This window comes from Pseudomonas sp. GW821-FHT02C04 (genome assembly GCF_059421845.1).
The window spans coordinates 142,453-167,687 of record NZ_JBWKVT010000011.1 but is presented as its reverse complement, the minus strand read 5'-3'; the positions used below and the strand labels follow the sequence as shown (position 1 = coordinate 167,687).

Sequence of the window (25,235 nt, the reverse complement as noted above, 5' to 3'; positions counted from 1 at the left end):
TGAACTTCAAGGAGTTTTCCGTTTCGACTGCGCCGGAAGTGGGGCGAATTATAGGCCTCCAGAATCTGCCGTCAACCTTTAATTTCGCTTTAGACTGCAAAGACCTGTTTTACGCCCTCTATATAGTCGCAGACCACTACGCACCCACGCCCCAAAAGACATCACGAAAGGATCCCCATGGAAGCGTCACTGGAAACCGTCGCCTCAAACTGGCTTATGAGGAAGAAGGCCTGAGCCCGATCCTGCGCGATGATCTGGTCATGGGGGATTAGCGGCGGGACGTGTTCGAACTGTTGGTGCGCCGGGAAGACGTCCAGACCTGGCCCATTACATAGATGAAGGAAGTGGCGCCCCGCTTCTATTTTGATATCTTGCCGTCCATCTTCAGCGCTTATCATCGGGAACGCGCTGATCTCAGGCCATCGAAGGTTTAAGGAAAGGATCGAATGGATTTTTTGTGTTTTCTGGCATTTGTCGCGGCCTGGGGTCTCATGTGGCGCTGGGTGGTGAAAAACCGCGGTAGCTGGAACCTGTTTCTCGGAAACCTGATCGGCGCGGTCGGCGGTTTCATTGTTGGCGTCGTGGTGCTATCCATCTTCCTGTCGTTGTTCCCGTCCGCAAACAAGTCAAAAGACAAGCCAGCGCCCGAGATTGCCAAAGAGGCCGCCGCGACGAAACCTGGTCTGATGCCAGAGCAGGAGTCCGCCGCAACGCAAGCACCAATCGCTCCGGTTCCGGCACCAACACCGGTTTCCGACAACCTTGCAAGCTATGTCGCCAGCGAACCGCAGAATGAACCTTCACCGCCCGAATCCGCGCTTATGCCCTACTACAGTAAGCGCTTGGCAACTTCAGTATCTGAAAAGAAGGTCGAAGACACGGCAGGCAAAAACTTTGTCACTCTGCGCCAGATGATGGGCAAGGATCCGAACGCTGACAAATCGGTACTGGCATCGGTCATGTGCACGCCTTTCATCCAGAGTGCCATGCGTTTTCCAATGGCGGCGGTCATTACCCCGCAAGAGAAAACCAGCAGCAAACGGTTCAAGGATCAGACTTACACCATCAGTAATACTGTCACCGCCCGCAACATGCTCGGCGATGATGTCCGTTACCGGTTCGATTGTTCGATTCAACAACTGCCGGCCAATGACTCGGGTTATGCCGAGTGGCGCCTGCTGGATCTGAAGCTGCAAAAGACTGGTTCTTAAGCCTCGCTTAAGGGTTGAAGACGCAGGCTGCGCTATCATCGCCAGCCTGTGCGCCTTGAGCTTTTCCCTCTGATGTCTCGACCCTCTGCTGACCTCTCCCCGCTGCCTCCTGTATTGGCCGGCCCGCTGTTGCGGCGGCTGGAACCGACACGACTTGTATTGTGGCTGGTGGGTACTCGCCAACTGACGCTGACCCTACGCCTGCAAGGTGTGGGAGACATTCCTCTCGACGCAACGAAATGCACGGTCATCCCTGTAGGCACTCGGGCGTTTGTCCATCTGATCGATGTCGTCCTCGACAGCGCCCTGCCCTGCGAAGAACGCATCAACTATGACTTGCTGATTGACGGCGAAACACAGATCGCCGATTGGGCGCCCCATCTCCTGTACCCGACAGACCCGCGCCCGAACTTCGTCCTGCGTTCTCGGATCGATCAACTGTTGCACGGCTCCTGCCGCAAGCCCCATCACCCGGCAGCGGACGGCCTGCTGTGTGTCGATCGATTACTCGCCGCCGAAACCGATCCGCAACAGCGCCCGGCCCTGCTGATGATGAGTGGCGACCAGATCTACGCCGATGACGTCGCTGGCCCGATGCTGCGGGCGATTCACGCCCTGATCGAACGGCTTGGCCTGTTCGGCGAGCACCTCGAAGGTGCGGTGGTCAGCAATAGCTCCAAACTTTATGAGCACCCGGCCAGTTACTACCACCGTGCGGATTTGTTGCCCGCGCTCGAAAGCAACGAGACATTGCGCGAACGTTTTTTCGGCGGTGCACGTAAGCCGATTTTCACCAGCAGTAGTGCCGACAATCATCTGGTGACGTTTGCCGAAGTCATGGCCATGTACCTGTTGGTATGGTCACCAACGCCATGGACATTGATCGACCCGCAAGCGCCAGCGCTGACACCCCAACGCCACAAGCGCTACACCTTGGAACAAATCCGGATCGATGCCTTCAAGGCAGGTCTAGGCAACGTTGCCCGAGCCTTGGCGCACTTGCCGAGCCTGATGATCTTCGATGACCACGACATTACCGATGACTGGAACCTTTCCGCGCAATGGGAAGAAACGGCCTACGGCCATCCGTTCTCCAAACGCATCATCGGTAATGCACTGATCGCCTATATGTTGTGTCAGGGCTGGGGCAACAACCCGGACGCTTTCAGCGAGCTACTGAAGAAAACCCGTCGCCTGAGCGACAGCGGTGATGACCACTATCTCGATGCGCCAGTGCAAGGCGATCTGATCGATGCGTTGCTGCGTTTTCAGCACTGGCACTTTGTACTGCCGACCAGTCCGGCCTTGGTTGTACTCGACACCCGCACCCGACGCTGGCGCAGCGAAATGGCGCTCAAGCAACCTTCCGGTCTGCTCGACTGGGAAGCCTTGAGCGAACTGCAACAGGAACTGCTCGATCATCCCTCCGCAATCATCGTCTCACCGGCACCGATCTTTGGTGTAAAGCTGATCGAAACGGTGCAGCGGGTATTCAGCTGGTGCGGTTATCCACTGCTGGTGGACGCGGAAAACTGGATGGCCCACCGCGGCGCCGCCCAGGTGATCCTGAATATTTTCCGACACACACGTACACCGGGCAATTACGTGGTGCTGTCAGGGGATGTGCATTATTCCTTCGTCTACGAAGTGCTTATCCGACACCGCAAGGCCGGCCCGCGAATCTGGCAAATCACCAGCAGCGGTATCAAGAACGAGTTCCCGAAAACCTTGCTCGAATGGTTCGACCGCCTGAACCGCTGGCTCTACTCACCCCGCTCGCCGCTGAACTGGCTGACCAAACGCCGGCGCATGCGTATTGTGCCGTACGTTCCCGAGCATGCCGAAGCAGGTGAACGTCTGTGGAACTCGGCGGGGATTGGTCAGGTGTTTTTTAATCAACAAGGGCAGCCTCTGGACATCATTCAGCACAACTCGAATGGCGCGCCAGAGACCCGAATGCTGGCACCGGATCTGACGGATTATCCTGATTAGGATTGCGACAATTTCCGACAGGAGATTGCCCGGATGAACGAAGTGCCTGCCGAAAATAATCGGCAGCCACTTCAGACCAAGTCGCGACAGTCACTTTGCCTCAAGTATCCGTCCCATACCCCTGACAATCATCCCCACCTCCCGCTCATCAATCGTCAGCGGCGGCAGCAACCGTATCGTCTTGCCCCGGGTGACGTTGATCAGCAACCCATGATCCCGCGCTGCAATCAGTGTCAGGTCGCGAATCGGCTGCTTCAGTTCGATGCCGACCATCAAACCCTGCCCACGAATTGCCAGCACATTCGGATTGCCCGCCAGTTCCGCGTGCAAGCGACTGAGCAAGCGCTCACCTTGAATCCGCGCATTTTCCAGCAGGCCTTGTTCCTCGATGATCTCGAGCACGGTGAAGCCAACCCGGCAGGCCAGCGGATTACCGCCAAACGTGCTGCCGTGGCTGCCGGGAGTGAACAGGTCCGCCGCCCTGCCCCGTGCCAGGCAGGCACCAATCGGCACACCGTTACCCAAGCCCTTGGCGAGGGTCATGACGTCGGGAACGATGCCTTCGTGCTGGAACGCAAACCAGCGCCCGGTCCGGCCGATGCCGGTCTGGATTTCGTCGAGCATCAGCAACCAGGCGTGGCGGTTGCAGAGTTCGCGCAGGACTTTCAGGTAACCCGGCGGTGCCATTTGCACGCCGCTTTCGCCCTGGATCGGCTCGACCAGAATCGCCACGATCCGCTCGCCATGTTTTTGCTGCACCTGCTCCAGAGCCTCAAGATCACCAAACGGCACTTTGACGAAGTCACCCGGTAGATCGTTGAAACCCAGACGTACCGCCGGGCCATCGCTGGCTGACAAAGTGCCAAGGGTACGGCCATGAAACGCATTGGCCATGACCACCACCAGTGGCTGCTCGATCCCTTTGCGCCAGCCGTGCAGCCGCGCCAGTTTCAGCGCGGTTTCGTTGGCTTCGGCGCCAGAGTTGTTGAAGAACGCCCGCTCCATTCCCGCCAGTTGCGTCAATTTCAGCGCCAACTGCTGCTGCCAGTCGATGCTGTAGAGGTTGGATGTGTGCAACAGCAATCCAGCCTGTTCGCTGATCGCCGAAACGATCCGGGGGTGCGAATGGCCGACGTTGGTCACCGCCACTCCCGCGACGGCATCGAGATACTCGCGACCGGCCTGATCCCACAGACGGGTGCCCAGACCTTTGGTGAAACTCAGGGCCAGCGGTTGGTACGTGTTCATCAGGGCGGCGGTCATGACTTCAAACTCCAGTGAAGGTCGGTGTGATTGCAGTATGGTTAGCCACCAGAGCTGGATAAACTCGGTAAAACTTCAATCATTTAGAAGCAGGGCTTGATAATGGATCTGTTCCAGTCGATGAGCGTCTACGTCAAAGTCGTCGAAGCCGGCAGCATGACTGCCGCCGCCCTGCAGTGCGAAATGTCCACGACCATGGTCGGCAATCACCTTCGTGCACTGGAACAGCGGCTCGGCGTGCAACTGCTGCAACGCACCACCCGGCGTCAGCGGCTGACCGAATTCGGCACGGTCTACTACCAGCGATGCCTGGAGGTACTGGGGCTCGTGAAAGACTCCGAACGTCTCGCCGAACAGACCATGGATGAACCGCGTGGTCTCCTGCGCATCACCGCGCCGCTGACCTTTGGCGTCGAACGCCTGGCTCCCGCGCTGAGCGATTTTTCCCTGCAGTACCCGCAGGTAAAAATGGATGTGGTCTTGACCAACCGCCGACCGGACCTGATGGAAAGTGGTCTCGATGTGGCGTTCCGACTGGGGCATTTCGAGCAGTCGAATCTGATTGCCCGGCCATTGATCGACTACACCCTGACCGTCTGCGCCTCCCCGGAATACGTCGCCCGACGCGGCATGCCACTGACGCCCGAAGACCTGCAACAACACGATTGCCTGTCGTTCGCCTATCCCGCCGGTGATGACTGGCAATCGGTGGAAAAACGCTGGCGACTGAGTGGTCCGGAGGGTGAAATCATGATCGACGTCAGCGGGCCGATGCTGATGAACACCTCCGCCGGTTTGCATCAGGCGGCCCGTACCGGCATGGGCATCGTGATGTTGCCGGATGCACTGGTGGAACAGGATCTGCGCGACGGCAAACTGGTCACGGTGATTCCCGACTACCAACCGCCGAGCCGCCCATTGCACCTGCTTTATGCTCAGGATCGCTATCGACTGCCGAAGCTTAGGCGCTTCGTTGAGTTTGCGATGCAGACCTGGGGGAAAAGCTGACTACGCTAGGCATCGGTTCAATAACAATCACTTGGTCATCAAGGACTCGATCACCCAATGAAAAACGATCTGACGGTACGCGATCTACTACCCGCCGAAACGGAATCGGTGCGGTTGTTTCTCGGGCAGCACGGCTGGGCGCATCGAGTCGGATCCGCGGAGCATTTTGCGCAGTTGATTCAAAACTCGCAGCGGACGGCCGTCGCGCTATCGGGCGAACAGATTATTGGCTTTGCCCGCGGCATCACCGACGGTTTGTCCAATGGCTACCTGTCGATGGTGGTCGTTGATGTGCAGCACCAACGCAAAGGCGTGGGCCGGGCACTGGTCGAGCATGTGATGGGCGATAACCCCGATATCACCTGGGTACTGCGTGCGGGGCGCGAGGGAGCCGAAGCATTTTTTGCCAGCCTGGGGTTTGAAACATCAGTGATTGCGATGGAACGCCCGCGATTGAAATAACGGGTACTGAATGCGACCTCGGCTATTATCCACCTTCTTCTTTTTCAGCATGGATGCTGCGCGATGCTCACGATTCTGCAAAACACCCCGATACGGGCCTACGTGTTTTTTCTGATTGTGGTTTATTTCGGGATCAAGGCGTTTTCTCCCCGCCGTGAAAGCCGTCTCTCGATGCTCATAACACCACCCGCATTTTTGGCGTGGTCGTTGTACTCCCTGAACTTGACGATCGACCCGGTCCTGTTTTTTAGCAGTTGGTTCGGCGCGCTGTTGCTGGGCGGTCTCTCGGCCTGGCTGGTTTTCTCCCGTAAGGGCGTGGTACTCGACGACTCCTCGACTGGGCTGATCATGCCGGGCACCGTGAAAATCCTGATCATGTTCCTGATGTTTTTTTTCGCAAACTATTACTTCGGGTATCAGGATGCCGTAAATCCGGAGCTTGCCGCGTCCCCCGACATGCTGCTGCTCAAGTCCACGGTGTCGGGTTTCATGTGCGGCCTGATCAGTACCCGATCTCTGAAGCTCTACTGGACGTTGCGAGCCCTCGCCGCCCGACAGTCGCCCGTGACCGCACATTAACCATTGAATAACCGGTGATTACGACCCGCTTTTCACCAGCACCGGTTTCTCCTGATAACGCTGGGCAAACAACTGCTTCAATTGCGCCACTTTCGGCATGTCATTGATCACGATGTACGGATAGCTCGGGTGTTCGGTGAGGAAGTCCTGGTGATAGTCCTCCGCCGGGTAAAAACCGTTGTAGGTTTCCAGTTTGGTGACGATGGGTTTGCTGAAAGCGTGCGCGGCATCCAGTTGTGTAATGTAGGCCTGTGCTACACGTTGCTGATCCGTATTGACCGGGAACAGCGCCGAGCGATATTGGGTGCCGCTGTCCGGCCCCTGGCGGTTGAGTTCAGTCGGGTTGTGGGCCACCGAGAAGTAGATCTGCAACAGGCTGCCGTAACTGACCTGAGTTGGATCGAAGGTGACCTGCACCGATTCGGCATGGCCGGTATCCCCTTCGCTGACCCGTTCGTACTCCGCCGTATTGGCCGCACCGCCGGCGTAACCGGAAACGGCTTTCTGCACACCTTTGACGTGCTGGAAAACACCCTGCACGCCCCAGAAGCACCCACCGGCAAATACTGCGGTTTCGCTGTGTGCCTGGGTGTTTTCGTCGAGGGCCGGCGGCGGAATGACCACGCCCTCCTCGGCCCCGAAGGAAAACGCCGAGCATTGCGCAACAACCCCAGCCGTCGCGACGCCCAGCAGCAGACGACGCCAGATAGTTTGAGCTTTCATGTTCTGTACTCCTGATCAGCCGAAGGTAAAGGCGTAGGCCGACACGCCCGGATCGAGAAATTCGATGCAGAAGGTGCGGTCCTTCACGTCAGCGGTTTGCCGTACCAATTGATACAAGCGTTGTTCGGTCACGCGACCGCTGCCGTCAGGCGCCACGTCGACACCGTGGGCATCGCCCGGTGCCTGACCATCGATCATCACTTTGAAGCGCACCGGTTTACCGTCCGCCCCTGGGCCCAGCACGAGGTGCAGGTCACGGGCATGGAAGCGATAAACGATACGACTTGCCGGCGCACTGGCGGTGGCACGCTCAGCACCGACCGCCCATTGGCCGCCGAGGCTCCAGTCATTCAGGGCAAGATTTGCAGGTGTCTTGTAGGCCGCGACCTTGTCAGGCACCAGGCTGGTTTCCGGTACGAAATGTTCTGCGCGCTGGTAGCCGACGTAGGTTTCCGGTGACAGCACCTGATTCATGTCCGGTGCAAGCTGCACGCCTTGAGCGTCTGCGTTGATCAGGCCATCAGCCACGGTTTTTGCACCGGCCTCACGCAACAGTTGCTGTATGACTCGTTCCGACTCGGCGTAGTCCCCTTCGCCAAAATGGTGGTAACGAATGCGCCCCTGAGCGTCGGCAAAGTAATGCGCTGGCCAGTATTCATTGTTGAAAGCGCGCCAGATCTTGTAGTCGTTATCGATGGCTACCGGGTAATTGATGCCCAGTTCCTTCATGGCTTTGGTGACGTTGCCTACATCACGCTCAAAGGCGAATTCCGGCGCGTGGACACCAATCACCACCAGTCCCTGATCGCGATACTTCTCGGCCCAGGCTTTGACATAAGGCAGAGTGCGCAGGCAGTTGATGCAGGAGTAAGTCCAGAAATCCACCAGCACCACTTTGCCCTTGAGTGCCTGGGCATCCAGCGGCGCGGAGTTGAGCCACTGCACCGCACCATCGAGCGCTGGCAACTGCCCCTCGACCGGCAACGAACCCGGTGCCTTGGCGGCCATTTTCATCGCGCCGCCGGCCGCCATCATGCTGCCGTTTGCCACGTCATCCGCCGCAGGAATCTGCGCCATCATCGTGCCGTTGCCCTGAGGGGATTTGCCCGAGAGCTTGCCGACCAAGGCCTGTTCCAGCCCACCGGTGGAGGCGGTCGAGAACCGCGCCAGAATCCCGGTATCAAGATCCAGTGCGATGGCGGCCACACCGGCCAGCATCGCGGCGCCAAGTCCGCGTCGGATCCACTCGCCAGTCCCGATCGAACGCTTCATCACCGCGAAGACTTTACCGCCGAGCAACAGCGCCGCAGCGAGCGAGGTCGCGGCACCGGCGGCGTAGGCCAGCAGCAACAACGTGGTGGCGATGCTTGCACCTTGCAGCGCGGCACCGGTCAGAATCAGCCCGAGGATTGGCCCGGCGCAAGGCGCCCACAGCAGCCCCGTGGCGACGCCGATCAGAAACGAAGCGCCGGGACGCGGACGATTGTCCTGACCGGCGGCCTCCGACAAGCGACTGCCGGCGGACACCAGCGGCCGGGTCAGACGCTCGGCCAGACGCGGCAACAGCAGCGTCAGCCCGAACAGTGCAACGAACAGCAACGCGAGCCAGCGACCGTACTGATTGACTTGCACCACCCAACCGCCGCCCACCGCCGCCAACGAGGCGACGAGCGCGAAGGTCAGCGCCATCCCCGCCAACAGCGGCAAGCCACTTTTGATAAACGGCTGCCCGGTGCGAGCGAAGACAAAAGGCAGAACCGGCAGGATGCACGGGCTGACAATCGTCAGCACACCACCGAGATAAGCGAGAACCAAGAGCCACATAGTGTCGTCCTGTTGTAAGTGAAGATCGCCGGCGAGCCACGACTCAGGCCGCCACGGGTTTGAAGGTCATGGCCAGACCGTTCATGCAGTAACGCAGACCGGTGGGTTTGGGCCCGTCGTCGAACACATGACCGAGGTGACCGCCGCAACGCCGACAGTGGACTTCCTCCCGCGTCATGCCGAAAGAACGGTCCTGACGTATGGCCACGGCGTGTTCCAGCGGCGCCCAGAAACTCGGCCAACCGGTGCGGCTGTCGAATTTGGTCTCGGACGAGAACAGCGCCAGATCGCACCCGGCACAGGCAAACGTGCCGGTCCGGTGTTCGTTGTTCAGCGGGCTGCTATAGGCGCGTTCCGTGCCCTCTTTGCGCAGCACTTCGAATTGCTCATCAGTGAGCATCCCGTGCCATTCACTGTCGCTGTGTGTCACTTCAAACGCTTCGTCGGCCAACGCCTCGCCGACCAACGCGGAGCCGGTGGATAACTTTGGCAATACACCGGCCAGAAGGGCTGCAAGCCCCAGCCCGCCGCCCGTTGCCAGAATCTGTCGCCGTGAAAACATGGCCGTCTCCCAAAATTCCAGATGCCTGTCGTGGAACACAGCCTAGGCTTGGGTTGATCGCCAAATCCTCACGGGAAGTTAAACAATTCGTGATAACTCGCCCCGAGGAAAACCCGCACAATGCGTTCATCGCGCCGAAGGATTGAGCTTCATGGAACAGACCAAACGCGTCCTGGTGGTCGAGGACGACCTGCACATTGCCGACCTCATTTGCCTGCACCTGCGGGACGAGCAATTCGAGGTGGTACACAGCGCCGACGGCGACGAAGGCATGCGCCTGCTGCAGCAAGGTCACTGGGATGCGCTGATCCTCGACCTCATGCTGCCGGGGGTAGATGGTTTGGAAATCTGCCGTCGCGCCCGGGCCATGGCCCGTTACACGCCGATCATCATCACCAGCGCCCGCTCCAGCGAATTGCACCGCATTCTCGGCCTTGAACTGGGTGCCGATGATTACCTCGCCAAACCGTTTTCGATGCTTGAACTGGTGGCTCGGGTCAAAGCGCTGCTGCGCCGCGTGGACGCCATGGCCCGCAATCTGAAGATGGACGCCGGCAGCCTGAGCCTCGATGGCTTGACCATCGACCCGATCACCCGTGACGTGGCCCTCAACGGCCAGCGCCTGGACCTCACTCCCCGGGAATTCGACCTGTTGTATTTCTTCGCCCGTCAGCCGGGCAAGGTGTTCTCGCGCATGGATCTGCTCAACGCGGTGTGGGGCTACAGTCACGAAGGTTACGAACACACGGTCAACACCCACATCAATCGCCTGCGGGCGAAAATCGAAGCCGATCCTGCGCAACCGGTGCGCATCCTCACGGTGTGGGGTCGCGGCTACAAATTCGGCACGAGCGCAGAGCAACCATGAAACTGACCCTGACGCAGCGCCTGTCCCTCGTGTTCGCCGTGCTGTTGTTGGCGTGCTGCGGCACCTCGGCGTGGTTGCAAGTGCGCTCCAGTCAGATGCATGAGCTGGAAGTGGTGCAAGGTCTGTCCCGGGATCTGGCGCAACACATCGCCCACGACACGGTGCTGATGGACAGCAACGGACTGATGCCCGGCGCGGTGCGCGAATTGTTCAGCCAGTTGATGCTGGTCAACCCGAGTGTCGAGGTGTACCTGCTCGATACCGAAGGCCGGATCGTCGGTAACGCGGCACCGGAAGGACGCCTGCGTCGGCAGACTGTCGATCTCGCGCCGATTCGACGATTGCTCAACGATCAACCGTTGCCGATCCTCGGCGACGACCCGCGCAGCGTCGATGGTCGCAAGGTCTTCAGCGCCGCACCGTTGCAGGTCAACGGCAAAGCGGCCGGTTACCTTTACGTGGTCCTGCTCAGCGAAGCGCACGACCGTTTCGCCGAGCGCGGCGCCACCAGCGCAGCGCTCAACACGGCGCTGCTGTCCATCGGACTCGTGGCATTCCTGTGCCTGATTGCCGGCCTGACGGCATTCAATCTGATCACCCGGCCGTTGCGACGACTGACCGAAACCGTGGGCCAATTCGACATCGACGGCGCACCGCAATCACTGCCCGTCGCGCCGACACCTGTGGACAAGTCCGCGGACCCGGATGAAATCGCGGTGCTCGACGCGGCGTTCCGGCAGATGCAAAACCGTCTCGGTGAACAGTGGCGCTCACTGACCCGCCAGGATCAGGAGCGTCGGGAACTGGTGGCGAACATTTCCCATGACCTGCGCACACCGTTGGCCTCGCTGCATGGTTACCTTGAAACCCTGTCACTCAAGGACGCGACCCTGTCCCCGGAAGAACGCCGTCGCTATCTGGGCATTGCCCTGGATCAGAGCCGCAAGGTCGGCGGCCTCGCGCAATCGTTGCTGGAGCTGGTGCGTCTGGAACATGGATTCGTACAGCCTGTGCTGGAGAAGTTTTCCCTGACCGATCTGGTACAGGACATCTTCCAGAAATTCGAATTGGGCGCCGAAGCCCGAAATGTTGCACTCAAGGCCAGCTTCAGCACCAACCTGTCGACCGTCTGCGCTGACCTAGGGCTGATCGAACGAGTGCTGACCAACCTGTTCGATAACGCCTTGCGCCATACGCCGCCGGGTGGCGAAATCGAACTCGGCCTGAAACCCCAGGGCGCCCTGGTTGAAATCACCGTCAGCGATACCGGCCCCGGCATCGCCGCGGAGTTGCGCGAGGGTTTGTTCCTGCGACCGTTCAATATCGGTGGCGCGCGACGCGATGGCGGGCTGGGTTTGCGGATCGTGCACCGGATCCTGCAGCTGCACGGGCGTGAGATTCAGTTGCTCGATGTCGCGGGACGGGGCGCTACCTTTCGCTTTTCGCTGCCGGTGGATCAACAGAACGCCGAACAGTGGATCGTGCGTTCGATGAACCTGAATACGCCGGACAAATAATCAACTCCACCGGGCCGTTGCTCCGTGACAACAACGTCTCGCTCCCCTAAATTAGTCGGCCTGAAAAAGCCCCCCAAGCTTTCTCGTCTCATCTCAAGTTAAAAAAGTAGTGAAATTTCAATGTCCGATTTCAACACCGCTGAATCCGTAGTCACCCTGTCGTCCAAAGCGGAATACGAAAACTCCATCAATCTTTCACAACACATCCCACAGGCGAAGATCATCAGCGAAATGGTGCTGGACGCGTTCCAGTCGAGCCGCGAAAGCGACCAGATCCGCGAGCTGCGCGCTGCGATCCGCCAGGCCCACGACCGCTTCGATGACGACCAGGCCTACGAGCTGATGGGTGAACTCAAGCGTCTGAAAGATGCCGAAGCCGCCGACATTGCAGCGCTTGAAGACCTGAGCAGCAAATTCCCGATCAGCCGCATCCTGTCCAGCTTCAAGGACGACCCGGCGTTCCAGGAAATAGTCTACGGCCTGGCCCTGAAGGTTCTGAACCAGACCCATCAGGCGATCAGCAACCCGAGCGGCGGCAAAAGCAAAGCCGCACGCGCCAAGAAAGACGTCGAAGTGTTCAGCATCAGCAAGGACGGCATCAGCGTGACCCTGCCACTGCGCACGCCGCGCTCGCGCCTGAGCGTGGATCGTGAAGCACTGGAATTCCTCGGTTTCACCTTCGTCGGTGAAGGCGAAGAAGCCGAACTTGAAGGCGAGACCTTCGTCGACAACGCCGGCACCGAGCACGCGATCAACCGCAAGAACATCATCACCGCCCTGCAACAGCAGACCGCGTTCGACGGTTACAGCATCGCCGCCCAATAAGCGCAGCGCTGACGAAAAAAGCCCCGCTCTGAATTTCAGGCGGGGCTTTTTGTTGTTCGGCGTTAAGCAACTATGCCGACGGATGCACCGCCGCGATCATGTCGACTTCGATGGCGGCGTTTTTCGGCAACTGATAGACGCCGACGGTTGTACGCGTATGGCGGCCAGCATCACCCAACACATAACTGAAAACGTCGGATGCACCGTTGGCCACTTCGCTCAGGTCGACGAAGTCCGGGGTCGACTTCACATAGACCGTGACCCGCAACAACGCTCTGACCTTGTCCAGCGAACCGACTGCATCGACGATGAACGCCAGGCAACGCATGGCGCTGATGCTCGCGGCGGCTTGCGCATCCTTGAGAGTCAGCTCCAGCCCGACCCGCCCCGGATACTGAATCTTGCCCTCGGTGCGCGGCACCATGCCACTGATGTACAGCTCATCGTGATGACGAACCAGCGGCGCGTAATTACCGCCCACGGTGTTCTCGCCATTGATGTCGTAATTCAGCTCTTTTGCCAGGGCAATGAAGCGTTCGTCGCAGGTCATCCTCTCAGTCATTTCGCCCAGCCTCTTGATCGATGCATGAAGAATTGCAGATTACGACAGTTGAACGCCGAACAGTGCATGGCGCCATAACTGACAGGGTTGGATCCAAATCTAGGGCTTTTACCGACACACCGCAACCTGTGGTTGCTTGTACGAAAAAGCCCCGCACGACATTGAACGTGCGGGGCTCCATTTAGACTTGGAAACGACTTTAAACAGCGCTCAATCGCTCGACCATGTCAGGGAATTTTTCCACCAAACGGATCAGCAAAGCAGCCTGAGCGTTGGGCTTTGATTTCTCCTGCTCCCAGTTTCTAAGGGTGCTTGGACTTGTTCTGATTCTTCTGGCAAAAACTGCCTGTGACATGTGCAGTTTTTCCCGTAGCGCTACGATTTCCTGAGCAGCGACTTCAGGGGCTGGTTTGTCCTCAAGTGTCGTATTACGTAGTGTGATTTTTCCTTCGCGTTGAGCCGCCATCTCATCAACGCCCTGCATCAATTCTGCAAACAGGTCGCGTTTTTTCATGGGGTACCTCGTGTTTTCAACTCTTTCTCTATGGCTCCCTTGAGCGCCCTCTCTTGATCGGCGGTCAAATTCTCAAGCTCATCTTTGTCATAAATCGCAAACATCCAAAACTGGCCATCATTCATAAGCCAATAATAGATAACTCGCAAGCCACCTCGCCTGCCTTTACCACGACGAGCATCCGCCCAACGCAGTTTTCGGAAGCCACCGGTTCGTTGCATGACATCGCCTGCATGCGGATTGTTCTGCATGTAGGTCTGTAGCTCACGATATTCGTCGTCCGTGAGGTAATGACCCAGGTTTGCGGTGAACAGCGTGGTTTCAAAGAATATTGTTCTCATTCAAAAACTATAAGCAAATTGCTTATAGATTGACAATAAACACCTTTCGTTGCGGATAAACAATCCTCAACAAAAAACCCCGCTCATCTCTCGATGAACGGGGTTTCTCGTACAGCGTTCGAACCTTACGGCGCGTACGTCAGCAACAGCTCGGTCGGCACCTTGAAGTCCAGGGACATCATGACGCTCAACGCAGTGATGGTGAAGATCGAGAACACGAACAGCTTGCGTGCCCAGACCGTGTCATCCACCGCCTTGTAGCCGGTCCAGGCCATGTACAACCAGTACATGCCCATGGCCGCGGCGACGGCGAGGTAGCTCATGCCGGCGTAACCGCTGAAGGTCAGCATCAAGGTCGCCACGAGGAAGGCCAGGATGTAGAGCAGGATGTGCTTCTTGGCCACCTGGATTCCGCGCTTCACTGGCAGCACCGGAATCGATGCGGCCAGGTAATCGTTGAAGCGGAAGATCGCGATGGCATAGGAGTGCGGCATCTGCCACAGGCTGAACATCACCAGCAGGGTCAGTGCGGCCATGTCGAAGCTGTTGGTCACGGCGACGTAACCGATCACTGGCGGCATGGCGCCCGACAGACTGCCCACCAGCGTGCCGTGAACCGACTTGCGCTTGAGGTACAGGCTGTAGAAGCCGACGTAGATGATGAAGCCGATCACGGCGAACAATGCAGCCAACGGGTTGGCCACCTTGTACAGCAACGCAACGCCGGCGACACCCAGGATGGTCGCATAGACCAGGGCCAGTTTCAGGGAGATCAAGCCCTGGACCAGCACCCGGTTCTTGGTGCGTTCCATCTTCAGGTCGATGTCACGGTCGATGCAATTGTTGAACACGCAACCGGAGGCCACGACCAGGGAAGTGCCGATCATGGCGGCCAGGAACACCGCCAGATCTACATGCCCTTTCGAGGCCAGGAAGAACCCGCCTGCCACAGAAAGCACGTTACCGAAAATGATCCCCGGTTTGGTGATTTGGATAAAGTGCTTGAGCGACATCGGGTCTACCTCACTTCGCCATCATGAACGTGTGGATGCTGAACATGATCCACAGCGACAGGCCGACCAGCAGCAGGATCACGATGGCCGTAAAGACGAACGCGATCACGTTGTTACGCTGAGCCACGGAGCGGTCCAGGTGCAGGAAGTAATACAGGTGAACGATCACCTGGATCACTGCGAACAGCAGGACGATTGCCAGCGTGGTGGACTTCGGCAAGGTCGGGAACATCACCAGGCCGAACGGGATGACGGTCAGGATCACCGACAGGATGAAGCCGATGGCGTACGACTTTACGCTGCCGTGGCCAGCATCATGGCTGTCATGGGAGTGTGCATTAGCCATTACAGGGTCCCCATCAGGTAAACAACGGTGAATACGCAGATCCACACCACGTCCAGGAAGTGCCAGAACAGGCTCAGGCAGCTCAGACGGGTCTTGTTGGTCGCCGTCAGGCCGTGCTTGTTGACCTGGTACATCATGATGCCCATCCAGATCAGACCCGCGGATACGTGCAGACCGTGGGTACCGACCAGGGTGAAGAACGCCGACAGGAAGCCCGAACGGCTAGGACCGAAGCCCTCGGAGATCAGCAGGTGGAACTCGTTGATCTCCATGGCGATGAAGCCTGCGCCGAGCAGAAAGGTCATGAACAACCAACCCAGAACCTGCTGCTTTTTACCCTTGTACAACGCCAGCATGGCGAAGCCGTAGGTGATCGAACTGAACAACAGCAGAGCGGTTTCGCCCAGCACGTATGGCAGTTCGAAGATGTCGTGGCCCGACGGGCCACCGGCGACGTTGTTTACCAGTACCGCGTACACCGCGAAGATCGACGCAAACAGAATGCAGTCGGTCATCAGGTAGAGCCAGAAACCGTATACGGTCATCTCGCCCGAGTCGTGGTGATGGTCATCGTGCCCATGGTCATGACCATGAGCGTGTCCAGCATTGGTCACTAAGTTCGACATTGTTTAAGCCTGTTCCAACTTGGTTTCAACACGGGTTGCGGAAGCAGGGATCTTCCCGGCCGCTACCAGACGCTTGTGCTGCTCGGCTTCGATGCGCTCGATCGTTTCAACCGGAACCATGTAGCCCTGGTCGTCACGTGCAGCGTGGATCACGAAGTAGATGACAGTGCCGGCCAGGCTGGCGATCGCCAACCACCAGATGTGCCAGATCATCGCGAAACCGAACACGGTCAGCAGTGCGCCCATCACCACGCCAGTGGCGGTGTTGTTCGGCATGTGGATCGGTTCGTACTTGGCTGGAGCCTGGTACGCGGTACCGTTTTCCTTGGCCTCGGTGAACGGATCGATGCAGTCTGCCTTTGGCAGTACAGCGAAGTTGTAGAACGGAGGTGGCGACGAGGTCGACCATTCCAGGGTATGGGCATTCCACGGGTCACCGTGTTCGCACATGTTTTCTGGCTTGTTGCGGTCACGCACCGACACGTACAGCTGGATCAGCTGGCAGGCGATACCGACAGCGATCATCACCGCACCGAACATGGCAACGTACAGGTACGGTACCCACTCAGGGTTGGTGGTGGCGTTCAGACGACGGGTCATGCCCATGAAGCCCAGTGCATAGAGCGGCATGAACGCGACGAAGAAGCCCGAGATCCAGAACCAGAACGCTGCTTTACCCCAGCCTTCGTGCAGCTTGAAGCCGAATGCTTTCGGGAAGTAGAAGCCGAAACCTGCGATGTAGCCGAATACCGCGCCGCCGATGATCACGTTGTGGAAGTGAGCGATCACGAACAGGCTGTTGTGCAGAACGAAGTCAGCACCCGGGATGGCCAGCAGTACGCCGGTCATGCCGCCGATGGCGAAGGTCACCATGAAGCCCAGAGTCCACAGAACCTGGCTGGTGAAGCGCAGACGGCCCTGGTAGATGGTGAACAGCCAGTTGAACAGTTTCACACCCGTCGGGATGGAAATCAGCATCGTCGCCAGACCGAAGAAGGCGTTGACGCTGGCACCCGAACCCATGGTGAAGAAGTGGTGCAGCCAAACCATGAAGCCCAGTACCGAGATCGCGCCCGAAGCGTAGATCATCGAGTGGTGGCCGAACAGTTTCTTGCCGGTGAAGGCCGAGATCACTTCCGAGAAAATGCCGAATGCCGGCAGGATCAGGATGTAAACCTCAGGGTGGCCCCATGCCCAGAACAGGTTGACGTACATCATTGGATTGCCACCAAGTTCATTGGTGAAAATGTGGAAATCCATGTAACGGTCAAGGGTCAGCAGTGCCAGGGTAGCGGTCAGGATCGGGAACGAAGCCACGATCAGAACGTTGGCCCAGGTGCAGGTCCAGGTGAAGATCGGCATGTCCATCAGTTTCATGCCAGGGGTACGCATTTTCAGCACGGTCGCGAGGAAGTTAACCCCCGTCAGCGTTGTACCCAGACCGGATAGCTGTAGCGCCCAGATGTAGTAGTCCATGCCCACGCCAGGGCTGTATTGCAGACCCGACAGCGGTGGATAGGCAACCCAGCCGGTCTTGGCGAATTCGCCGACGCCCAGGGACAGGTTGATCAGCACAACGCCGGACACCAGCAGCCAGAAGCTCAGGGAGTTCAGGAACGGGAAGGCAACGTCACGCGCGCCGATCTGCAGCGGCACTGCAAGGTTCATCAGGCCGGTGAAGAATGGCATCGCCATGAAGATGATCATGATCACACCGTGAGCGGTGAAGATCTGGTCATAGTGTTCAGGCGGCAGGTAGCCAGGCGAACCCTCGGTGGCCATCGCCAGCTGGGTACGCATCATGATGGCGTCGGCAAAGCCACGTAGCAGCATGACCATGGCAACGATGATGTACATCACACCGATTTTCTTGTGGTCGACCGACGTCAGCCACTCGGTCCACAAGTAGGTCCACTTCTTGAAGTAGGTGATTGCAGCGAACAACGCCAGACCACCGAGCGCGATCATCGAGATGGTGACCATCACGATCGGCTCGTGGAAAGGGATCGCTTCCCAACTTAATTTACCAAACATCGTTTACTCCTCTGCCCCGGCAGCTGAATGCGAATTCGAGTCCATATCCGTTGCCGCCACTTCTTTCTCTTTCTTCTCGTGCTTCAGTGGCTTGCCCGGTTTCATGCCTTCGTACTTGTCGACGATGGTCTGGAACAGGTTCGGCGTGACCGAGGAGTAGAGCTCGACTGGATTGTTCTGGCTTGGCTTGGCAAGGGCTGCGTATTCAGCTGGTTCAAGCTGTTTAGGTGCCTTTTTGACTTCACTTACCCAGGCGTCGAAATCTTCCTGAGAAGTTGCGATCGCTTTGAATTTCATACCGGTGAAACCAGCGCCGCTGTAGTTGGCGGAGATACCGTCCATTTCAGCGTTGCGGTCAGCGATCAGGTGCAGCTTGGTGGTCATGCCCGCCATCGCGTAGATCTGGCCGCCCAGGCCCGGGATGAAGAACGAGTTCATCACGGCGTCGGAGGTGATCCGGAAGTTAACTGGCGTGTGCGCCGGGAACACGATCTTGTTGACCGTGGCGATGCCTTGTTCCGGGTAGATGAACAGCCACTTCCAGTCCAGCGCGACCACTTCGATGGTCACAGGCTTGACGTCGGATTCGATCGGACGATACGGGTCCAGCTCGTGGGTCGACTTATAGGTGATGTAACCCAGAGCGATGATGATCAGGACCGGAATGGTCCAGACCGCCACTTCGATCTTGGTCGAGTGCGACCATTTCGGGGTGTAGACGGCGTTCTGGTTGGAGGCGCGGTACTTCCAGGCGAACAGGAAGGTCATGATGATGACCGGCACAACGACCAACAGCATCAGCAGCGTGGCGGTGATGATCAGGTTGCGCTGTTCCAGGCCGACCTGGCCCGTTGGATTGAGCAAGGTCATGTTGCAGCCTCCCAGCAACAACGTGCCGAGCAGCGGCACTAGGCCTAGTAATCTGGGGTACCTGTTTTTACTCATCTCACGACCTCTAAAGCAGCTTGCGCAATGCAGTTGGGTTTTGATCGCCAACACTTCACCCTGCCAAGGGTTGGCATTTTCTTTGGATTGAATAAGGGCCGCCCGTCGCGCGTCAGACGCTCGACAAATCCTGGGACAGCGGTCAGTTCTTATTCGAATTCGTGGTCAAAGGCCTTGTTACAGACCAATTCCATTTGGTGCGGAAAGTTGGAAGGCACCGACACCTGGGTGTCTCGCAAGCCTTTCGGCCGCTCGACACCCGACTTCCTGCTCAGTTCCTTATAAAGGCTGAACAGTGCCGGGAATTCAGTGCGGGCGATTGTAGATAGGTAGCGCCCTATACACCATGTCTTATCCCGAAATAATTTTTATCCGTTCGAGCAACAATCCATCACCATTTTTGCAAAAGTTCCGCATGTTATCGAAATCGATTCTCAACAAAAACACCAAAAAATGTAGGTCTATCGGCCTCAGTTCAGACAGCTCCGAAAGCTTTTTCTGACGTCGCGATCCGCGCAAAGCCCGATACCCCAAGGCTTTTGGCCATGTGCCAGCGTCTGTTAAAACTGCCTGATCCGGCACACGCGTGCAAAAACAGACAAACGCTGAAACAGACCAATCCTTTTTTGTAACAGCGCACCAATCCGTGCCTGTGAAACGAGCTGCGACACGACGCGTGTGACAACATGTCGCACACCTGTCGCACCCTCCCTTGCCGTTCGTCACGGTGTTTTCACAAAGACCCTGAAATGCAAAACGCCCCGATTTCCATCACGGCAAATCGGGGCGTTTGTTTTATCGGCGCCGGGGCCGAAAAGTTGATTCAGCGCAGTGCTTTTCGGTTACGCGAAGTCAGCAGCGGCACCAGGATCACCACCAGCACGAAGGCCACCAGTGCCCATTGCGCCAGCGACAGACCGAGGATCGGCGGGTACGGCGTTGAGCAGAAACCGTCTACCTGAAAGCCCAGCGGGAAGATCTTCGCCAGCGGCAAATCATCGACGATCGGCTGCAGCACATCGATGCCGCAGCTCACGGCCGGGTAGAACTGGGTGTACACGTGATGCCCGGCGACACCGGCCCCGGCAATCGCGCAGATCACCACCAGCACCTCGAACACGGTGATGCTGCGGCGGGTGCGCATGGCCGCGCCGATGAACGCGAACAGCGCGATCAACAGCAAGGCATAGCGCTGCAGGATGCACAGCGGGCATGGCGCCTCGCCCAGCACGATCTGCATGTACAGCGCGCCGCCGATCAGCGCCAGGCAGATGATGCCCAGCAGCACCAGAAAGCGCCGCTCACGTCCCAATCGAATCGTTTCCTCGCTCATCGCGTTTCCCTTTCATGTCCATGGTTCAGCTGGCCGGCGGCTGCGCTTGCAGTTGCGCCATCAGGCTGATGTTGTCTTCGATATGCCAATTGGCCGCGATGCGACCGTTGTCGATCTGATAGATATCGGTTGCCCGGAAGTCTACACGCTGCCCCTGCCCTTTGAGAGCCTTGAACGTACCGGTGAAGTGCCCGCGAAAGTGCAGATGCACCACCACGCGATCACCGGCGACGATCATTTGTTCGATCTCGCAACTCAAGTCCGGCACCGCCGTGCGAAAGAACTTCGACGCCAGCAGCGGCCCGGTCGGCCCTTGCACCCGTCCTTCCGGCGGGGTCTTGTCGACAAACTGCGGCGACAGGGCTGCGGTGGCCAATGCCTCTTCGCCCGTGTTCCAGAAACTGCCATAACGCCGCGCCGCCAGTTCCATTGCATCACGCTGCGCCTTGGGCAGGCTCTGATCGACGATCAGGGTCTGCGGCTGGATCAACGCGGATTCGGCAAAGGCAAACGGACTGGACAGCAAGGCAACGGACAGGCCCAAAGTGGCCAGGCTGAAACGGCGGGAGGAAGCGAAGTGCGACATGGGGGCGATCCTGATCATGTAAACGAACGAGCGCCTATCATCAGCATCGGGGAATAAACGATAAACCGGTTAAGAAACGATTAACCTTTAAACACTTTTTAAGAATCAGAACGGTTCGAAAAAAAGCGACCCGAGAATCTCGGGTCGCTCATGAGGCTTATTCCAGAGCAGCCGCCGGCCCGAAGAACTCGTAACGGCTCTGTTTCTCCGGCACACCCAGCGCCTTCAGATGACGCTTGATCGCCCCCATGAAGCCTTTCGGCCCAAGGAAGTAGGCGTCCACATCACGCTGTTCCGGCAGCCACTCACCCAGTTGTTCCTGGCTCAGCAACCCGACCTTGTCCGCCGCCGGGCTCACGCCATCATCTTCGGCGTAGCAATAGAAACGCTTGAGCTGCGGATGACGCTCGGCCAGCCCGTCGATCCAGTCACGGAACGCATGCACGCTGCCGTTGCGCGCGCAGTGAATGAAATGCACCGGACGCTCGGTTTCCAGCGCCGCTTCCAGCATGGCCAGAGTCGGGGTGATGCCGACGCCGCCGCTGATCAGCACCAGCGGTTTGTCGCTGGCCGTCAGAGTGAACTCGCCCGATGGCGGGAACAGTTGGATGCTGGCGCCGACATGCAGTTGATCGTGCAGGTGATTGGATGCACGGCCGCCCGGTTCACGCTTGACGCTGATGCGGTACTGACCTTTGTTGGCCAGGGCCGACAGCGAGTAATTGCGGCGAATTTCTTCGCCGTCGAGCACCAGCTTCATGCCGATGTACTGTCCCGGCTCGGCTGCGAGGATCGGGCCTTTGTCCGCCGGTTCGAAGTAGAACGAAATGATTTCCGCACTCTCCTCGACCTTGGCCGCGACGATGAACTCCCGCGCCCCGCGCCAGCCGCCGACGGCGTGTTCTTTCTGGTCATAGATGGCGGTTTCGGCGCCGATCAGGATATCGGCCAACTGACCGTAGGCTGCGCCCCAGGCACTCATCACTTCCGGGGTGGCGATTTCTTCGCCGAGCACTTCGGAGATGGCGCGCAGCAGGCAGGTGCCGACGATCGGGTAGTGTTCCGGCAGAATCTGCAACGCCACGTGCTTGTTGATGATCTTGGCCACCAGATCGCCCAACTGGTCGAGTTGATCGATGTGGCGGGCGTACATCAACACGCCATTCGCCAATGCACGAGGCTGGTCACCGCTGGCCTGGTGGGCCTGGTTGAACAGTGGGCGGACTTCCGGGTACTCGGAGAGCATCATGCGGTAGAAATGGGTGATCAGCGCTTCACCGCCGCTTTCCAGCAGAGGCACAGTGGATTTGACGATGGCACGATCCTGGACGCTAAGCATAAGGGTGACTCCTGAGCTTTCTCTAAAAGTGCCTTAACCGTTTCAGTTATCGTGCCAACTAAATTATCCATATAAATCAATAACTTGAAATTTATGTAGTCAGATCGACACAAGCACATCTATAGTCGCTTCGACTACAACGCGTCTCTTTGACTACAAAACCATGTCCGCCAAATCCCTGCTGACCGCCCTGCTCCCACTGGTTTCCGACCTGTCCCGCGAACTGCCCGAAGGCGAGCGCTACCGACGCCTGCTCGAAGCCATGCGCGCCCTGCTGCCCTGCGATGCCGCCGCACTGCTGCGCCTCGATGGCGAGTGGTTGGTGCCATTGGCCGTGGACGGCTTGAGTACCGACACCCTCGGCCGCCGCTTCAAGGTCAGCGAACACCCGCGCTTCGAAGTGTTACTGGCAGGCGTCGGCCCGACCCGTTTCGCCGCCGACAGCGAATTGCCCGACCCTTATGACGGACTGGTCGACGGCCTCGACGATCATCTTGAAGTCCACGATTGCCTCGGTTGCCCGCTGTTTGTCGATGAAAAACTCTGGGGTCTGATCACCCTCGACGCACTCGATCCCGAGCGTTTCGAACCGATCGAACTCGATGCCCTGCAGGCCTTCGCCAGCCTCGCTTCGGCCACGGTCAACGCCGCCGAACGCATCGAACGTCTGGCGATCCGTGCTGAAGACGAGCACCAGCGCGCCGAGGTCTATCGCCAGGCCAGCGGCCAGCAGAACCGCGAGATGATCGGCCAAAGCAAGGCCCACAAACGGCTGGTGGAAGAGATCAATCTGGTCGGCGGTAGCGACCTGACCGTGCTGATCACCGGGGAAACCGGGGTCGGCAAGGAACTGGTGGCCCAGGCGATCCACGCCGCCTCCAAGCGTGCTGACAAACCGATCATCAGCCTCAACTGTGCGGCCCTGCCGGACACCCTGGTGGAAAGCGAACTGTTCGGCCACGTGCGCGGTGCCTTCACCGGCGCCACCAGCGACCGGCGCGGCAAGTTCGAACTGGCCAACGGCGGCACGCTGTTTCTCGATGAAGTCGGCGAGCTGTCGCTGACCGTCCAGGCCAAACTGTTGCGGGTTTTGCAGAGCGGCCAGTTACAACGTCTGGGTTCGGACAAAGAACATCAGGTCGACGTGCGCCTGATCGCCGCGACCAACCGCGACCTGGCCGAAGAAGTGCGCAGCGGCCGCTACCGCGCCGACTTCTATCATCGCCTGAGCGTGTACCCGTTGCGGGTGCCGGCGCTGCGTGACCGGGGTCGCGATGTGCTGCTGCTCAGCGGTTACTTCCTTGAACAGAACCGCTCGCGCATGGGCCTCAACAGCCTGCGCCTGAACAGCGACGCGCAAGAAGCGCTGCTTGCCTACACTTGGCCGGGCAATGTGCGGGAACTGGAACACCTGATCGGCCGCAGCGCGCTGAAGGCGCTGGGCAACTGCAAGGTGCGGCCGAAGATTCTCAGCCTGAGCGCGATGGATCTCGACCTGCCGCGTGAGGTTGTGGATAACTCGCCGGAGCCGGCCAGTGCCGTCGTCGCGATGCCGTTGATTTCCGGGGATCTGCGCGCAGCCACCGAGCAATATCAGCGGCAGTTGATCAGTGCTGCACTTGAGCGGCATCGGGACAACTGGGCCAGCGCCGCGCGTGAACTGGGGCTGGACCGGGCGAATCTCGGGCGAATGGCCAAGCGGTTGGGGATGAAATGACAGTCCCGCCGTCGGATTGGCGCCAGAATCCCTAAAGCCTGCCGGTTACAAGTCGATAACCCGGCATCAATAGTTTTCGGCGATTTCCACCCTCGCCCATCACCTTTTTTCCACAGAAGGTTTTTATGTCTTCCAACAAAGCCCGCGCAGATTCACTTTCGCTTCTGCTGTTTACCTTGCGCAGCGGCAAGCTGATGGCGATCAACCTGCTGAAAGTCAGTGAAATCATCCCCTGCCCGCCGCTGACCAAGCTGCCGGAGTCGCACCCGCACGTCAAAGGCATCGCCACCCTGCGCGGCGCTTCGCTGTCGGTGATCGACCTGAGCCGTGCCATCGGCGAGCGTCCGCTGGAAGACCCGAACGGCGGCTGCCTGATCGTCACCGATGTCAGCCGTTCGAAACAGGGCCTGCACGTGCAGGCGGTGAGCAAGATCGTGCATTGCCTGACCACCGACATCAAACCGCCGCCGTTCGGCTCCGGCGGTTCGCGCGCCTACATCACCGGCGTGACCTCGGTCGACGGCACCCTGGTGCAGGTGCTGGACATCGAAAAGGTCATCCACAGTATCGCCCCGGCGCAAATCGAGATGGCCCCGACCGACCTGAGCATGGAAGACGCCGAAGTGCTGGGCAACGCGCGGATTCTGGTGGTCGACGACAGCCAGGTGGCGCTCCAGCAATCGGTGCACACCCTGCGCAACCTCGGCCTGCAATGCCATACCGCCCGCAGCGCCAAGGAAGCGATCGACTGCCTGCTGGACCTGCAAGGCACGGCGCAGCAGATCAACCTGATCGTCTCCGACATCGAAATGTCCGAGATGGACGGCTACGCCTTCACCCGGACCCTGCGCGAGACCCCGGACTTTGCCCACCTCTACGTGCTGCTGCACACCTCGCTGGACAGCGCGATGAACAGTGAAAAGGCCCGCCTCGCCGGGGCGAACGGGGTGCTGACCAAGTTCTCCTCGCCAGAACTGACCCACTGCCTGATCGAAGCGGCCAAACACGTCGCCGCTCACGGACACTGAGTCTTGCGCGAGACGTT

General features: G+C 58.7%; 25 protein-coding genes and 1 pseudogene. 11 read left to right on the top strand and 15 right to left on the bottom strand.

Annotated features, from left to right (window positions below; genetic code table 11):
• The 3 genes and pseudogenes from AC07VV_RS28945 to AC07VV_RS28935 all read left to right on the top strand — a co-directional run.
• Positions 1 to 272 (top strand): annotated as a pseudogene (locus AC07VV_RS28945) (hypothetical protein); the annotation flags it as partial.
• 174 nt (positions 273 to 446) lie between these two features.
• Entirely contained in the window at positions 447 to 1,211 is a 765-nt protein-coding gene (locus tag AC07VV_RS28940) for a hypothetical protein (protein ID WP_495038185.1), read from the top strand.
• Between the two features lie 72 nt (positions 1,212 to 1,283).
• Positions 1,284 to 3,203: an alkaline phosphatase D family protein gene (locus AC07VV_RS28935; protein WP_495038184.1), complete on the top strand. Its 1,920-nt coding sequence runs from the start codon at positions 1,284 to 1,286 to the stop codon at positions 3,201 to 3,203.
• A gap of 90 nt (positions 3,204 to 3,293) precedes the next feature.
• Here the strand turns inward: AC07VV_RS28935 and AC07VV_RS28930 are convergent, their stop codons facing one another.
• Positions 3,294 to 4,466, bottom strand: a complete 1,173-nt coding sequence (locus AC07VV_RS28930) for an aspartate aminotransferase family protein (RefSeq protein WP_495038183.1) — start codon at positions 4,464 to 4,466, stop codon at positions 3,294 to 3,296.
• A 102-nt stretch (positions 4,467 to 4,568) separates the two neighbouring features.
• Between AC07VV_RS28930 and AC07VV_RS28925 the strand changes: the two genes are divergently transcribed.
• The 3 genes from AC07VV_RS28925 to AC07VV_RS28915 all read left to right on the top strand — a co-directional run bounded on the left by AC07VV_RS28925 (position 4,569) and on the right by AC07VV_RS28915 (position 6,515).
• Entirely contained in the window at positions 4,569 to 5,474 is a 906-nt protein-coding gene (locus tag AC07VV_RS28925; protein WP_495038182.1) for a LysR family transcriptional regulator, read from the top strand.
• Between the two features lie 57 nt (positions 5,475 to 5,531).
• Positions 5,532 to 5,936, top strand: a complete 405-nt coding sequence (locus AC07VV_RS28920; RefSeq protein WP_493158853.1) for a GNAT family N-acetyltransferase — start codon at positions 5,532 to 5,534, stop codon at positions 5,934 to 5,936.
• A gap of 63 nt (positions 5,937 to 5,999) precedes the next feature.
• Positions 6,000 to 6,515: a DUF6622 family protein gene (locus tag AC07VV_RS28915; RefSeq protein ID WP_495038181.1), complete on the top strand. Its 516-nt coding sequence runs from the start codon at positions 6,000 to 6,002 to the stop codon at positions 6,513 to 6,515.
• An 18-nt stretch (positions 6,516 to 6,533) separates the two neighbouring features.
• Here AC07VV_RS28915 and msrA read toward each other — a convergent pair whose 3' ends face one another.
• From msrA to msrB, 3 genes are read right to left on the bottom strand one after another with little or no spacing between them, the layout of a single operon-like run.
• Positions 6,534 to 7,238 carry a peptide-methionine (S)-S-oxide reductase MsrA gene (msrA, locus tag AC07VV_RS28910; protein WP_495038180.1) on the bottom strand — a complete coding sequence of 235 codons (705 nt, stop codon included), beginning with the start codon at positions 7,236 to 7,238 and terminating at the stop codon, positions 6,534 to 6,536.
• 15 nt (positions 7,239 to 7,253) lie between these two features.
• Positions 7,254 to 9,062: a cytochrome c biogenesis protein DipZ gene (locus tag AC07VV_RS28905; RefSeq protein ID WP_495038179.1), complete on the bottom strand. Its 1,809-nt coding sequence runs from the start codon at positions 9,060 to 9,062 to the stop codon at positions 7,254 to 7,256.
• A gap of 43 nt (positions 9,063 to 9,105) precedes the next feature.
• Complete coding sequence (msrB, locus tag AC07VV_RS28900) at positions 9,106 to 9,624, bottom strand: peptide-methionine (R)-S-oxide reductase MsrB (protein WP_495038178.1); 519 nt, start codon at positions 9,622 to 9,624, stop codon at positions 9,106 to 9,108.
• A 151-nt stretch (positions 9,625 to 9,775) separates the two neighbouring features.
• Here msrB and AC07VV_RS28895 point away from each other — a divergent pair, with 151 nt between their 5' ends.
• The 3 genes from AC07VV_RS28895 to AC07VV_RS28885 all read left to right on the top strand — a co-directional run bounded on the left by AC07VV_RS28895 (position 9,776) and on the right by AC07VV_RS28885 (position 12,834).
• Positions 9,776 to 10,492, top strand: coding sequence for a response regulator transcription factor (locus AC07VV_RS28895; protein ID WP_096822804.1), 717 nt, complete (start codon positions 9,776 to 9,778; stop codon positions 10,490 to 10,492).
• A complete protein-coding gene (locus AC07VV_RS28890) occupies positions 10,489 to 12,009 on the top strand; it encodes a sensor histidine kinase (protein ID WP_495038177.1) in 1,521 nt (506 codons plus the stop codon). The genes AC07VV_RS28895 and AC07VV_RS28890 overlap by 4 nt, the downstream gene beginning before the upstream one ends.
• Before the next feature lie 120 nt (positions 12,010 to 12,129).
• Positions 12,130 to 12,834 (top strand): hypothetical protein, encoded by a 705-nt coding sequence (locus AC07VV_RS28885; protein WP_493158857.1) that lies wholly within the window; start codon positions 12,130 to 12,132, stop codon positions 12,832 to 12,834.
• Positions 12,835 to 12,904: 70 nt separating this feature from the next.
• Here the strand turns inward: AC07VV_RS28885 and AC07VV_RS28880 are convergent, their stop codons facing one another.
• The 11 genes from AC07VV_RS28880 to hmpA form a co-directional block, all read right to left on the bottom strand.
• Positions 12,905 to 13,396, bottom strand: coding sequence for a RidA family protein (locus tag AC07VV_RS28880; protein ID WP_085709372.1), 492 nt, complete (start codon positions 13,394 to 13,396; stop codon positions 12,905 to 12,907).
• Between the two features lie 199 nt (positions 13,397 to 13,595).
• Positions 13,596 to 13,910 (bottom strand): helix-turn-helix domain-containing protein, encoded by a 315-nt coding sequence (locus AC07VV_RS28875; RefSeq protein WP_096822807.1) that lies wholly within the window; start codon positions 13,908 to 13,910, stop codon positions 13,596 to 13,598.
• A complete protein-coding gene (locus AC07VV_RS28870; protein ID WP_495038176.1) occupies positions 13,907 to 14,251 on the bottom strand; it encodes a toxin in 345 nt (114 codons plus the stop codon). Before AC07VV_RS28870 ends, AC07VV_RS28875 begins: the two co-directional genes overlap by 4 nt.
• Before the next feature lie 125 nt (positions 14,252 to 14,376).
• A complete protein-coding gene (gene cyoE, locus AC07VV_RS28865; RefSeq protein ID WP_249484757.1) occupies positions 14,377 to 15,264 on the bottom strand; it encodes a heme o synthase in 888 nt (295 codons plus the stop codon).
• A 10-nt stretch (positions 15,265 to 15,274) separates the two neighbouring features.
• Complete coding sequence (cyoD, locus tag AC07VV_RS28860; RefSeq protein ID WP_065261339.1) at positions 15,275 to 15,610, bottom strand: cytochrome o ubiquinol oxidase subunit IV; 336 nt, start codon at positions 15,608 to 15,610, stop codon at positions 15,275 to 15,277.
• Entirely contained in the window at positions 15,610 to 16,236 is a 627-nt protein-coding gene (locus tag AC07VV_RS28855; protein WP_007956720.1) for a cytochrome o ubiquinol oxidase subunit III, read from the bottom strand. The genes cyoD and AC07VV_RS28855 overlap by 1 nt, the downstream gene beginning before the upstream one ends.
• A 3-nt stretch (positions 16,237 to 16,239) precedes the next feature.
• Positions 16,240 to 18,270 carry a cytochrome o ubiquinol oxidase subunit I gene (gene cyoB / locus AC07VV_RS28850; RefSeq protein ID WP_096822810.1) on the bottom strand — a complete coding sequence of 677 codons (2,031 nt, stop codon included), beginning with the start codon at positions 18,268 to 18,270 and terminating at the stop codon, positions 16,240 to 16,242.
• Between the two features lie 3 nt (positions 18,271 to 18,273).
• Positions 18,274 to 19,215, bottom strand: a complete 942-nt coding sequence (gene cyoA, locus AC07VV_RS28845; RefSeq protein ID WP_096822811.1) for a ubiquinol oxidase subunit II — start codon at positions 19,213 to 19,215, stop codon at positions 18,274 to 18,276.
• Positions 19,216 to 20,038: 823 nt separating this feature from the next.
• Positions 20,039 to 20,548 (bottom strand): disulfide bond formation protein B, encoded by a 510-nt coding sequence (locus AC07VV_RS28840; protein ID WP_025109264.1) that lies wholly within the window; start codon positions 20,546 to 20,548, stop codon positions 20,039 to 20,041.
• A 25-nt stretch (positions 20,549 to 20,573) separates the two neighbouring features.
• Positions 20,574 to 21,134 (bottom strand): ester cyclase, encoded by a 561-nt coding sequence (locus AC07VV_RS28835; protein WP_096822812.1) that lies wholly within the window; start codon positions 21,132 to 21,134, stop codon positions 20,574 to 20,576.
• Positions 21,135 to 21,291: 157 nt separating this feature from the next.
• Positions 21,292 to 22,473, bottom strand: a complete 1,182-nt coding sequence (hmpA, locus tag AC07VV_RS28830) for an NO-inducible flavohemoprotein (RefSeq protein WP_495038175.1) — start codon at positions 22,471 to 22,473, stop codon at positions 21,292 to 21,294.
• Positions 22,474 to 22,636: 163 nt separating this feature from the next.
• Between hmpA and norR the strand changes: the two genes are divergently transcribed.
• Positions 22,637 to 24,190: a nitric oxide reductase transcriptional regulator NorR gene (norR, locus tag AC07VV_RS28825; protein WP_495038174.1), complete on the top strand. Its 1,554-nt coding sequence runs from the start codon at positions 22,637 to 22,639 to the stop codon at positions 24,188 to 24,190.
• 125 nt (positions 24,191 to 24,315) lie between these two features.
• Entirely contained in the window at positions 24,316 to 25,218 is a 903-nt protein-coding gene (locus AC07VV_RS28820; protein WP_096822815.1) for a chemotaxis protein CheV, read from the top strand.
• Positions 25,219 to 25,235 lie beyond the last annotated feature (17 nt).

Excerpts from the sequence above, each read along its gene's own strand:
- AC07VV_RS28940 (WP_495038185.1), top strand. The coding sequence starts at position 447 with ATGGATTTTTTGTGTTTTCTGGCATTTGTCGCGGCCTGGGGTCTCATG.
- AC07VV_RS28935 (WP_495038184.1), top strand. The coding sequence starts at position 1,284 with ATGTCTCGACCCTCTGCTGACCTCTCCCCGCTGCCTCCTGTATTGGCC.
- AC07VV_RS28930 (WP_495038183.1), bottom strand. The coding sequence starts at position 4,466 with ATGACCGCCGCCCTGATGAACACGTACCAACCGCTGGCCCTGAGTTTC.
- AC07VV_RS28925 (WP_495038182.1), top strand. The coding sequence starts at position 4,569 with ATGGATCTGTTCCAGTCGATGAGCGTCTACGTCAAAGTCGTCGAAGCC.
- AC07VV_RS28920 (WP_493158853.1), top strand. The coding sequence starts at position 5,532 with ATGAAAAACGATCTGACGGTACGCGATCTACTACCCGCCGAAACGGAA.
- AC07VV_RS28915 (WP_495038181.1), top strand. The coding sequence starts at position 6,000 with ATGCTCACGATTCTGCAAAACACCCCGATACGGGCCTACGTGTTTTTT.
- msrA (WP_495038180.1), bottom strand. The coding sequence starts at position 7,238 with ATGAAAGCTCAAACTATCTGGCGTCGTCTGCTGCTGGGCGTCGCGACG.
- AC07VV_RS28905 (WP_495038179.1), bottom strand. The coding sequence starts at position 9,062 with ATGTGGCTCTTGGTTCTCGCTTATCTCGGTGGTGTGCTGACGATTGTC.
- msrB (WP_495038178.1), bottom strand. The coding sequence starts at position 9,624 with ATGTTTTCACGGCGACAGATTCTGGCAACGGGCGGCGGGCTGGGGCTT.
- AC07VV_RS28895 (WP_096822804.1), top strand. The coding sequence starts at position 9,776 with ATGGAACAGACCAAACGCGTCCTGGTGGTCGAGGACGACCTGCACATT.
- AC07VV_RS28890 (WP_495038177.1), top strand. The coding sequence starts at position 10,489 with ATGAAACTGACCCTGACGCAGCGCCTGTCCCTCGTGTTCGCCGTGCTG.
- AC07VV_RS28885 (WP_493158857.1), top strand. The coding sequence starts at position 12,130 with ATGTCCGATTTCAACACCGCTGAATCCGTAGTCACCCTGTCGTCCAAA.
- AC07VV_RS28880 (WP_085709372.1), bottom strand. The coding sequence starts at position 13,396 with ATGACTGAGAGGATGACCTGCGACGAACGCTTCATTGCCCTGGCAAAA.
- AC07VV_RS28875 (WP_096822807.1), bottom strand. The coding sequence starts at position 13,910 with ATGAAAAAACGCGACCTGTTTGCAGAATTGATGCAGGGCGTTGATGAG.
- AC07VV_RS28870 (WP_495038176.1), bottom strand. The coding sequence starts at position 14,251 with ATGAGAACAATATTCTTTGAAACCACGCTGTTCACCGCAAACCTGGGT.
- cyoE (WP_249484757.1), bottom strand. The coding sequence starts at position 15,264 with ATGTCGCTCAAGCACTTTATCCAAATCACCAAACCGGGGATCATTTTC.
- cyoD (WP_065261339.1), bottom strand. The coding sequence starts at position 15,610 with ATGGCTAATGCACACTCCCATGACAGCCATGATGCTGGCCACGGCAGC.
- AC07VV_RS28855 (WP_007956720.1), bottom strand. The coding sequence starts at position 16,236 with ATGTCGAACTTAGTGACCAATGCTGGACACGCTCATGGTCATGACCAT.
- cyoB (WP_096822810.1), bottom strand. The coding sequence starts at position 18,270 with ATGTTTGGTAAATTAAGTTGGGAAGCGATCCCTTTCCACGAGCCGATC.
- cyoA (WP_096822811.1), bottom strand. The coding sequence starts at position 19,215 with ATGAGTAAAAACAGGTACCCCAGATTACTAGGCCTAGTGCCGCTGCTC.
- AC07VV_RS28840 (WP_025109264.1), bottom strand. The coding sequence starts at position 20,548 with ATGAGCGAGGAAACGATTCGATTGGGACGTGAGCGGCGCTTTCTGGTG.
- AC07VV_RS28835 (WP_096822812.1), bottom strand. The coding sequence starts at position 21,134 with ATGTCGCACTTCGCTTCCTCCCGCCGTTTCAGCCTGGCCACTTTGGGC.
- hmpA (WP_495038175.1), bottom strand. The coding sequence starts at position 22,473 with ATGCTTAGCGTCCAGGATCGTGCCATCGTCAAATCCACTGTGCCTCTG.
- norR (WP_495038174.1), top strand. The coding sequence starts at position 22,637 with ATGTCCGCCAAATCCCTGCTGACCGCCCTGCTCCCACTGGTTTCCGAC.
- AC07VV_RS28820 (WP_096822815.1), top strand. The coding sequence starts at position 24,316 with ATGTCTTCCAACAAAGCCCGCGCAGATTCACTTTCGCTTCTGCTGTTT.